Below are 10,287 nucleotides of genomic sequence, written 5' to 3' on the forward strand. Positions count from 1 at the left end.
CTCACTAAAAACTGGGAATAACGCCTTAAATGGCGAAGAAACGGTCTAAATAGGCTGATTCAAGGCATTTACGGGAGTAAAAAATCGGCTCAAACATGAAGAAATGAAATGACTGAGTCAGCCGAGAAGAATTTCCCCGCTTATTCGCACCTTCCTTAAGTGAACAGCATTGCACCCCTGGGGTGGCCTCTTGGTTGGTGTTCATTGCCCGGCGGGGGCTGTGGTCTCCACCGCGTGGTTGGGCGGGCTGGCCGGCATGGCCTCCGGTGATGGCGCCTCCAGCGGCGTTGCCGACGAGGCGTGCGCCTCAGGCGGGGTCAGGGGATGGCCTGGTGCCAGGGTTGCGCTGCCCGGTGTGGGCGGCTCGGTCAGTGCCGGGGCCTGGTTGGTGGAGGCCGCCCCCGAACTGGTTGAGAGGGTCGCGGCGGCCGGCTGCTCCGGCAAGGTGTCGGACCCCTCCAGTGGCGCGGTGCCTTCCAGGGGGCCTGTCCCATCGGTCGGTGTGGCCGCGCTGCTCGCCGGGGACAAGGTCGGCAGGGCGCCCGAGGTCGCCCCTGCCCCGGATGCCGTGAGGGTGTCCGCCGGGAGGGTGGGCACGGCATCCAGCATGCCGGGATGGAGCAGGGCGATGCTGCCCGCCTGCATGCCTTCCCAGGTGAGGGTGGTCAGTGCCGGATGCAGCCGGGTGAACTGCTTGAGCCGCTCGTTCAGCACGTCCCGCAGGGTGCGCACCTCGCTCTCGGGCAGACTGGCCAGCGCCACCAGTTCGGCGGTGACGGCGAAGGTATTGACGCCGCTTGTCTGCCCCGGATAGAGGTTGGCGCCGATGCGGCTGCGATCATAGTAGGGGTGCTGCTTGAGCAGCTTGTCCACCTGTTCCCCCTCGATGGGAATGAGGCGGGCCTGACAGCGGCCGGTGAGATCGCCGATGGCCTGATTGGGGTGACCGGCGACCACGAAGGCGGCATCCAGGGTGCCGTCACAGAGCCCCTCCAGCCGGTTGCCCGGGGAGATCACAGGCGGGCGGCTGAAGTCGGCGACCCGCCACCCCATGGCATCGAGCAGGGCCCGGCTGGTGACCCTGTCCCCGGAGTTGGGGGCGCCGACATCGACCCGCTTGCCCTTGATGTCGGTCAGGGTGGTGATGTTGCTGGTGGCGCTGGCAATCAGGGTCAGGGACTCCTTGTGGAGCCGCAACAGGCTGCGCAGCTGATCGTCCGGGGCCTGGCCCGCGAAGGGGCCGGTGCCGTGCACCGCATGGTAGAGCACATCCGACTGCATCAGGGCGAGCTGTACCTCTCCCTTGGCGAGCGCCGCCAGATTGGCGATGGAGCCCGAGGTACTCTGCACCGTGCAGTGCAGGCCGTGGCGGGCACTCTCCTCGTTGAGCAGGCGGCAGATAGCGCCTCCTGTCGGGTAGTAGACGCCGTTGAGGGCTCCCGTACCGATGGTGACATAGGCGGGGGAGGCGAAGAGGGAGGGCGCCAGCACGGCCGCAAGCCAGGGCAGGGCGGTACGTGACAGACGCAACAGGGCAGAGAAGGCGAATGGGCGCATAGTGGACCGAAACCGTGGCTGAACATGAGGAGGAGGCGGGCTCATCCGGTGATGAGCCTCATCTTATCCGTATCAGACGGGAAGCTGAACGGATTTTACCGCTTTTGCGCGCACCGGGCGGCCTGGGGCCGCCGCCCGGGACGGTTCGCTAGCGGGTCTGGAGAATGGCTTTCTCCATGCGGGCCAGGGCCTCGGTGAGACGGGCCCGGGTGCAGCCAAAGTTGAGCCGCACGAACTGGCCGTTGCCGAACTGGGCTCCGGGGGAGAGACCCACGCCCGCCTGTTCGAAGAAGGCGACGGGATCGTCCAGGCCCAGGGCGCTCATGTCGATCCAGGCGAGGTAGGTGGCCTGGTTGCGGGCCAGCTTGACGCCGGGCCAGCGGGCCACGGCCTGCTCGATCAGGGCCAGGTTGCCGGCCAGGTAGTCGAGCTGTTCATTCAGCCACTGCTCGCCCCCCTCATAGGCCGCCTCGGCCGCCACGAACCCCAGCAGATTGACGTCGGCGCTGATGCCGCGCATCGCCTGTTGCAGCTTGAGCCGCAGGCGGGCATTGGGGATCACGGCGAAGGAGCAGCACAGCCCTGCGATGTTGAAGGTCTTGCTCGGCGCCATCATGACGGCGGAGCGCTCGGCCGCCTCCGGGCTCAGGGCACCATAGGGGATGTGGCGGGCATCCTTGTCCAGCAGCAGGTCGCAGTGGATTTCGTCGGAGCAGATCACCAGGTTGTGGCGCTCGGCGATGGCGTCGATGGCCAGCAGCTCTTCCCGGGTGAAGACGGTGCCACCCGGGTTGTGGGGGTTGCACAGCAGCAGCAGATCCGCCGAGGGGGCCTGACGCTCAAGCTCTTCGAGATCCAGCACCCAGCGGCCTTCTTCCTCTACCACGGGGACGGTGAGCAGGGGGCGGTCATTGAAGCCCGGTGCCTGCAGGAAGGGGTAGTAGACCGGCTTGGGGGTGATGATGCCGCGTCCGTGCTGGCTCCAGGCCTTGCAGGCGAGGTTGAGGCCCGGCACCACCCCGGGCAGGAAGACGAGCCATTCGGGCTGGATGGTCCAGCCATAGCGGCTGGCCAGACGGGATACGATGAGTTCGATGAGCCGGGGAGAAGGGCGCGAATAGCCGAAGATGCCGTGGGCGACCCGTTTGGTGAGGGCCTCCAGTACGGCGGGGGGAGAGACGAAGTCGGTGTCTGCGACCCACATGGGCAGGACATCCTGACCCTTGTATTTGTCCCATTTCAGGCTCATGGTACCGCTACGATCTATTTCCCGGTCAAAATCAAACATGTTAAATCCTTGTACTGGCGCTGGATGGGCTTCCAATGTACGGACTTGGACGCCCCCCCGCAACCCTTGAGGTGGCTGTTGATAATGGCATAAAATAGCTGCCGCCATACGCCAAGCCCGCCCGCATCTGGCTCCTTTTTTCTTCCATATCAATGGTATCTCTATGAGTTTGCTGTCTGCTGCCCGCAAGAGGCCGGATCCCGTCTCTCTCTCGTTTCTCGCCGTGACCTTCATGACCGGGGTGGCGGTGGCGCTGCAGGTGCCGACCTTGAGCCTGTTTCTGGCCGAGGAGGTGCAGGTGCGCCCCTTCCTGGTGGGGCTCTTCTACACGGTGAACGCGGTGATCGGCATCCTCATCAGCCAGTGGCTCGGCCACCGCTCCGACAACAAGGGGGATCGCAAGCAACTGATCCTGCTGGCTGAGCTGGCGCGCCCGCTTGAGGAAGATCTCCCCCGCCGGCGTCAGCACCGCCTTGCGTCCCCGCACCCCCAGCAGGGCCACCCCCAGACTCTGTTGCAGCTTGGCAACCGCATGATTGAGGGAGGATTGGCTCTTGTTCAGCGCCTCGGCAGCCTGGGCATAACCGCCGCAGTCCACCACCGCCTGAAAGATCCGCCATTGCTCAAACGTGCTCTTGGGACGAAACATAGTGCAACCTGTCTGGGGCCGATGGGATTCAACAGGGCGCGCCTTGGCACCCCCTCTTCACTGTAATCCCATCCGGTTGATTTGTTGATTTATTTGGGCTGGGCCACGAAGGTCTTGCCGCTCTGGCCCTGACTATCACGCCCCATCAGGTAGAGATAGAGGGGCATCAGATCGGCCGGGGTCTTGAGGGTTTGCGGATCTTCCGCCGGGAAGGCGCTGGCCCGCATCCTGGTGCGGGTGCCGCCCGGGTTCAGGGTGTTGACCCGCACCCTGGTGTTCTCTAGCTCGTCCGCCAGCACCTCCATCATGCCTTCGACGGCGAACTTGGAAATGGCATAGGTGCCCCAGTAGGCGCGCCCCTTGCGGCCCACGCTGGAGGAGGTGTAGACGATGGACGCCTCGCCGTGCTCCTTGGCGGTCTGGCGAAGGAGGGGCAACAGCGCCTGGGTCAGCAGGAATTCGGATTTGACGTTGACCTGCATCACCTCGTCCCACTCCTGCTCCTGAATGTGTTCGAACGGCGACAGGGTGCCGAGCAGCCCGGCGTTGAACAGCACGCCGTCGAGGCGGCCGAACTGCTGGGCGAAGGTCTCCGCCATGCCGCGGTAGTGGGCGGCAGTAGCCCCTTTCAAGTCCACTGGCACGATGGCGGGCAGGGGGTGACCGGCCGCTTCAATCTGGTCGTAGACCGCCTCCAGCTTGGCACTGGTGCGCCCGAGCAGGATCACGGTGGCACCGTGGGCCGCATAGGTAAGGGCCGCTTCGCGGCCGATGCCGTCACCGGCGCCCGTCACCAGAATGACCTTGTCCTTGAGCAGATCACGGGGGGCCTGATAGTCGAGCATGTGGACTCCTGTTAACAATGCCTGGCGGCTTGGCGCAACGAATCGAGTGGGCAAGTGTACTGACCCGGCCCGGCAGTTGACCAGTATGAGACGGCAAAAATGTGAATAAAACAGGGCGATAGCGTCGATCCCTCCGCCCTTGGCACGGGAGATGGCAGAGTTTTTGCGCGAGGGGGGCAAACTCCTTACTATGTGAAAAAACCGGACATTGAGCGGAGCATCAAGTGGCATTTTTGACCGAATACGGCCTGTTTCTGGCCAAGACCCTCACCTTCCTGCTGGCCATCGGCGCCGTCATCCTGATGGTGGCGAGCAGCCGCCAGCCCAAATCCCGCAAGGGGGAGCTGGTGGTGACCGATCTCTCCGGCGAGCTGGAGCAGGGGCGCCATCAACTGCAGGCAGCCCTGGCGGGCAAGGCCGAGCGCAAGCAGATGGAGAAGACCCGCAAGGCCGAGCACAAGGCCAAAGCCAAGGGGGAGGATGAGCGCAGCCGGCTGTTCGTCATCGACTTCAACGGCAGCATGGATGCCAAGGAAGTGGCCTCCCTGCGGGAAGAGGTGAGTGCCGTGATAGGCGTGGCCCGGCCCGGGGACGAAGTGCTGCTGCGTCTCGAATCCGGCGGCGGCGTGGTGCATGGTTACGGCCTGGCCGCCTCCCAGTTGCAGCGGCTGCGGGACAAGGACATCACGCTGACCGTGGCCATCGACAAGGTGGCGGCGAGCGGTGGCTACATGATGGCCTGCGTCGCGGACAAGATCCTGGCGGCGCCGTTCGCCATCGTCGGCTCCATCGGGGTGATTGCCCAGATGCCGAACTTCAACAAGCTGCTCAAGAAGCACGACATCGAATTCGAGATGCACACCGCAGGTCAGTACAAGCGCACCATCACCATGTTCGGCGAGAACGACGATCTGGGGCGGGAGAAGTTTCGCGAGGAGCTGGGGGCCATCCACGAACAGTTCAAGGCCTTCGTGGCCGAGCACAGACCCGGTCTCGACATCGACAAGGTGACCACGGGCGAGCATTGGCTGGCGAGCCAGGCCAAGCAGCTCGGTCTGGTGGATGCGCTTTGCACCAGCGATGACTACCTGCTGGCCCAGGCCAGCCATCACAAGGTGGTCGGCATCCGCTACAGCAAACCAAGGAGCCTGACCCAGAAGCTTGGCAAGCAGGCGGCACTGGGGCTGGAGGCCGGCCTTGGCCGGCTGTGGCAGCAGAGCCCCTGGCGCTGAGAACCTGTTTCGAGCTTACTGCGAGGTCGTGATCAAGGCTCATGTGCTGCTCGGAATCCTCATGTGTATCTACACACTCCGGTTCCTGCGCTGCTCTTCACCTTGCTGACGATCTCTCGCTACAGCTCGTGAACAGGTTTTATAGCTCAGTGCAAAGGACTAAAAAGAGAGCCGGGCATTGCCCGGCTCTCTTTTTTTATTGCGTCGGCTCTGCAGGCCGATGGCGCACCTCAGCGTTGGAAGGGGTAGACGGAACCCAGTTTCAGGATCTGGGTCAGCTCGTCCAGGGCGGTGCGGGTCTCCAGCACCAGGGAGGGGTCGCGCAGATCGTCCGGCGCCAGGCTGTCGCGATAGTGCTTCTCGACCCACTGATCCAGGCGGGCAAACTGGCTGTCGGTGATGAGGCAGGCCGGGTTGACCGCGGCGAGCTCGGTGTCGTTCATGGCGACCCGCAGGCGCAGACAGGCGGGGCCGCCGCCGTTTCTCATGCTCTGCTTCACATCCATGTAGTGGACGTCCTTGATGGGGGTGCCCTGGGTCACCAGCCTGGCCAGATAGGCGGACACCGCCGGGTTGTCGCGGCATTCGGTGGGGGCGATGATCGCCATCTCGCCGGATGGCAGGGTGAGGATCTGGGTGTTGAACAGATAGGACTTCACCGCATCCTGCACCGACACCTCTGCAGTCGGTACCTCGATGAAGTGCAGCTCACCGTCGCCGAACTTGGTACGCACCTCGGCCAGCGCAGCCTCGGTATGGAGGAATGCCTGCTGGTGGAAGAAGAGCACGTTCTGGTTGCCCACCGCGATGACGTCGTTGTGGAACACTCCCTGATCGATCACGTCCGGGTTCTGCTGAATGAAGACCGCACTCTCATCCCCCAGGCCATGCAGGCGGGCGATGGCCTGGCTCGCTTCCAGGGTCTGGCGGGCCGGATAGCGTTTGGGGGCGGGCTGGGAGACGTCGAAGGCGCTGCGGCCATAGACGAACAGCTCGACCCCCGCTTCGCCATAGGCGCGGCACAGCCGGGTGTGGTTGGCGGCGCCTTCGTCACCGAAGTGGTCGTTCTCCGGCAGATGCTGGTGGTGATAGAAGTGGCGATCGTTGTTGAACACGGCCCGCAGGATGCGCCCGGTCACCTCGGGCTCCAGGGAGCGGTGGAACTTGTTGGTCAGGTTGGCGGGGGTGAAGTGAATGCGGCCATCCTGGGTGTCGGCGCTCGGGGAGACGGTGGCGGCGTTGGCGGTCCACATGCTGGAGGCGGAGTAGCAGGCGGCCAGCACGGCGGGGGCCTGTCTGGCCGCCTGGGCCAGGACGCTGGCGTCGTTGCCGGTGAAGCCCAGGCGGCGCAGGGTCGCGAGATCCGGCCTCTCCTGGGGGGCCAGCACTCCCTGTACCATGCCGAGGTCGGTCAGCGCCTTCATCTTGCGCAGCCCCTGCTTGGCCGCTTCCTTGGGGTTGGAGGCCTCTTTGGCGTTGCTCTGGGAGGCGACGTTGCCATAGGAGAGGCCGGCATAGTTGTGGGTGGGGCCGACCAGGCCGTCGAAGTTGACCTCGAAGTGCTTCATGATCACATCCTTTCGATTTTTATATGGGGAGCGGTTCCTTCCGCGCACAAAGCTGCGGTGTGCGGCCATTATAAAGAGATTTCATCCTTTGTAACAAGCTGATAACCAGAATGGGTTTTTATGTCACAAGGGTGGCTGGATATGTCATTTCCAATCTAAAAAAGGGGGGGATATAGCATAAAAACAAAAAAGCGGTTGCTTCCCGCGCCCCGGCTTCGCATTAATAAATAAAGAAGCAGGGCGGTTCGGGCTGTCGGGCAAATTGACCCGCAAGATTGCTTTTTCCCGTCAAATCTCTTATACAGCCCCACAAAACCGCACGCCAACCCCGTCGGGTGCAATGAGGATAATAGTTACAGCATGGGCAAATCACTGGTCATCGTGGAGTCTCCGGCCAAGGCCAAGACCATCAACAAATATTTGGGCAAGGACTACGTGGTGAAATCCAGCGTAGGCCACGTGCGCGATCTGCCGACCAGCGGCAGCGCCAGCACCGAGCCCAAAAAACCTGTCATTCGCGGCATCAAGCTCAGCGAATCCGAGAAGGCGGCCAAGGATCGCAACGCCCTGTTCTCAAGGATGGGCATCAACCCGACCGCAGGCTGGCAGGCCAACTACCAGATTTTGCCCGGCAAGGAAAAAGTGGTCAGCGAGTTGCAAAGTCTGGCCGCCAAGGCCGACACCATCTATCTCGCAACCGACTTGGATAGAGAGGGGGAAGCGATCGCCTGGCACCTGCGCGAGATCATCGGTGGCGACGACAGCCGCTACAAGCGCGTGGTGTTCAACGAGATCACCAAGAGCGCCATCCAGGAGGCGTTCGCCCAGCCGTCCGAGCTGAACATTCATCGCGTCAACGCCCAGCAGGCCCGTCGTTTCCTCGACCGGGTGGTGGGCTACATGGTCTCCCCGCTCTTGTGGAAGAAGCTGGCCCGCGGCCTCTCCGCCGGTCGGGTGCAATCCGTCGCGGTGCGCCTCATCGTCGACAAGGAGCGCGAGATCAAGGCGTTCGTGCCGGTGGAGTTCTGGGATCTCAACGCCGACCTGCTCACCGCCGAGAAGAGCGAGCTGCGCATGGAGGTGGTCAGCCGCAATGGTGCCGACTTCAAGCCGGTGACCCAGGCCGAGACCTTCGCCGCCGTGGCGGCCCTGGAAGGGGTCGACTACAAGGTGGTCAACCGGGAAGACAAGCCGACCGGCTCCAAGCCGTCCGCTCCCTTCATCACGTCCACCCTGCAGCAGGCCGCTTCTACCCGTCTGAGCTTCGGGGTCAAGAAGACCATGATGATGGCCCAGCGTCTCTATGAAGCGGGTTACATCACCTATATGCGTACCGACTCCACCAACCTCAGCAAAGAGGCGGTGGATGCGGTGCGGGAATACATCGGCGAGCAGTATGGTGCCGCCTACCTGCCGAGCGAGCCGAACCTCTACGGCGCCAAGGCCAATGCCCAGGAGGCCCACGAGGCGATTCGCCCCTCCAGCGTCCAGGTGACTGCCGAGATGCTGGAAGGGATGGAGCCCGATGCCATGCGGCTCTATGACCTCATCTGGCGCCAGTTTGTCGCCTGCCAGATGACCCCGGCCCAGTACGACTCCTCCACCCTGACCGTCAAGGCAGGGGAGTTCGAGCTCAAGGCGCGCGGTCGCACCCTGCGCTTCGCCGGCTGGACCAAGGCCCTGCCGCCCATGGGCCGCAAGGGTGAAGACAGCCAGCTGCCGGCGGTGACCGTCGGCGAGGTGCTGAAACTGGTCAAGCTGGATCCGCGCCAGCACTTCACCAAGCCGCCCGCCCGCTTCACCGAAGCGGCCCTGGTACGCGAGCTGGAAAAGCGCGGCATCGGCCGTCCGTCCACTTACGCCTCCATCATCTCCACCATCGTCGACCGTGGGTATGTGCGGGTCGAGAGCCGCCGCTTCTTCGCCGAGAAGATGGGGGAGATCGTCACCGACCGCCTGGTGGAGAACTTCGTCGAGCTGATGAACTACGAGTTCACCGCCAAGATGGAAGACAAGCTCGACGGCATCGCAGAGGGGAGCCTGGAGTGGAAGAAGGTGCTCGACGCCTTCTACGCCGAGTTCACCCAGGAGCTGGAGCAGGCCGACAAGCCCCATGAAGAGGGGGGCATGCGTGCCAACCAGATGGTGCTGACCGACATCGACTGCCCGGATTGTGGCCGCAAGATGGGTATCCGTACCGCCACCACCGGCGTCTTCCTCGGCTGCTCCGGCTATGCCCTGCCGCCCAAGGAGCGCTGCAAGAAGACCATCAACCTGGTCAGTGCGGACGAGTTCGTCTCCGCCACCGACGGGGACGAGGCGGAAACCGATGCGCTGCGTGCCAAGCATCGTTGCGGGATCTGCGGCACCGCCATGGACGCCTACATCATCGACGACAGCCGCAAGCTGCACGTCTGCGGTCGCAACCCGGATTGCGATGGCTACGAGGTGGAGCAGGGGCAGTTCAAGCTCAAGGGCTACGAAGGGCCGAGCATCGAGTGCGATCGCTGCGGCTCCGAGATGCAGCTCAAGAACGGCCGTTTCGGCAAATACATGGGTTGCACCAACGAGAGCTGCAAGAACACCCGCAAGATCCTGAAAAATGGCGACATTGCACCGCCGAAAGAGGATCCGGTACCCCTGCCCGAGTTGAAATGCACCCAGTCCGACGCCCACTTCGTGCTGCGGGACGGCGCCGCCGGTCTCTTCCTGGCCGCCAGCAACTTCCCCAAATCCCGCGAGACCCGTGCGCCACTGGTGGAGGAGCTCAAGCGCTTCCGCGATCGCCTCTCCCCCAAGCACCAGTACCTGGCGGACGCCCCGGCGTCAGATCCTGACGGAAACGCCTCCGTGGTGCGCTTCAGCCGCAAGACCAAGGAGCAGTACGTGATGACCGAGGTCAACGGCAAGGCGACCGGCTGGACAGCCCATTACGACAACGGAAAATGGCAGGAGAGCCTGCCCAAGGCGAAGAAAGCCTGATGGCGACGCCGCTCACAGCATGATGAAAGAGGCCCCTTGCGAGGGGCTTCTTTGTTGGTGGATGGCGATATACTGGAATGGCTGCATGGATCCGTCATTCCGCACCTGATTTTGCTATTTTCAGTGCTTGACGGCGATCGGCCGTTCTGATCTATTACTCTCTTTT

6 protein-coding genes and 2 pseudogenes are annotated in these 10,287 nt (G+C 63.4%); 3 read left to right on the forward strand and 5 right to left on the reverse strand.

Annotation, left to right across the window (positions count from 1 at the left end; all coding sequences use genetic code 11):
- Nucleotides 1-201: 201 nt before the first annotated feature.
- A complete protein-coding gene (locus OKC30_RS17635; RefSeq protein ID WP_160838096.1) occupies nt 202-1,557 on the reverse strand; it encodes a TAXI family TRAP transporter solute-binding subunit in 1,356 nt (451 codons plus the stop codon).
- 148 nt (nt 1,558-1,705) lie between these two features.
- Nucleotides 1,706-2,845: a MalY/PatB family protein gene (locus tag OKC30_RS17640; RefSeq protein WP_010673889.1), complete on the reverse strand. Its 1,140-nt coding sequence runs from the start codon at nt 2,843-2,845 to the stop codon at nt 1,706-1,708.
- Between the two features lie 163 nt (nt 2,846-3,008).
- Between OKC30_RS17640 and OKC30_RS17645 the strand changes: the two are divergent.
- Nucleotides 3,009-3,260, forward strand: a pseudogene (locus OKC30_RS17645) (MFS transporter); the annotation flags it as partial.
- Here OKC30_RS17645 and OKC30_RS17650 read toward each other — a convergent pair.
- Nucleotides 3,258-3,494 (reverse strand): annotated as a pseudogene (locus OKC30_RS17650) (LysR family transcriptional regulator); the annotation flags it as partial. The pseudogenes OKC30_RS17645 and OKC30_RS17650 sit on opposite strands and share 3 nt — an antisense overlap.
- A gap of 89 nt (nt 3,495-3,583) precedes the next feature.
- On the reverse strand, nt 3,584-4,339 hold the full coding sequence (locus OKC30_RS17655; protein ID WP_103261740.1) for a YciK family oxidoreductase: 756 nt from the start codon (nt 4,337-4,339) through the stop codon (nt 3,584-3,586).
- 224 nt (nt 4,340-4,563) lie between these two features.
- On the opposite strand from OKC30_RS17655, the gene sohB reads away from it, so the two are divergent.
- A complete protein-coding gene (sohB, locus tag OKC30_RS17660; protein WP_039040521.1) occupies nt 4,564-5,571 on the forward strand; it encodes a protease SohB in 1,008 nt (335 codons plus the stop codon).
- A gap of 230 nt (nt 5,572-5,801) precedes the next feature.
- Here sohB and astB read toward each other — a convergent pair whose 3' ends face one another.
- Nucleotides 5,802-7,139 carry an N-succinylarginine dihydrolase gene (gene astB, locus OKC30_RS17665; protein ID WP_160838098.1) on the reverse strand — a complete coding sequence of 446 codons (1,338 nt, stop codon included), beginning with the start codon at nt 7,137-7,139 and terminating at the stop codon, nt 5,802-5,804.
- 360 nt (nt 7,140-7,499) lie between these two features.
- On the opposite strand from astB, the gene topA reads away from it, so the two are divergent.
- A complete protein-coding gene (gene topA / locus OKC30_RS17670) occupies nt 7,500-10,121 on the forward strand; it encodes a type I DNA topoisomerase (RefSeq protein WP_010673895.1) in 2,622 nt (873 codons plus the stop codon).
- Nucleotides 10,122-10,287: the final 166 nt, after the last annotated feature.

It is taken from the genome of Aeromonas sp. QDB18, from assembly GCF_027705325.1.
In the GTDB taxonomy this organism is placed as follows: domain Bacteria; phylum Pseudomonadota; class Gammaproteobacteria; order Enterobacterales; family Aeromonadaceae; genus Aeromonas; species Aeromonas caviae.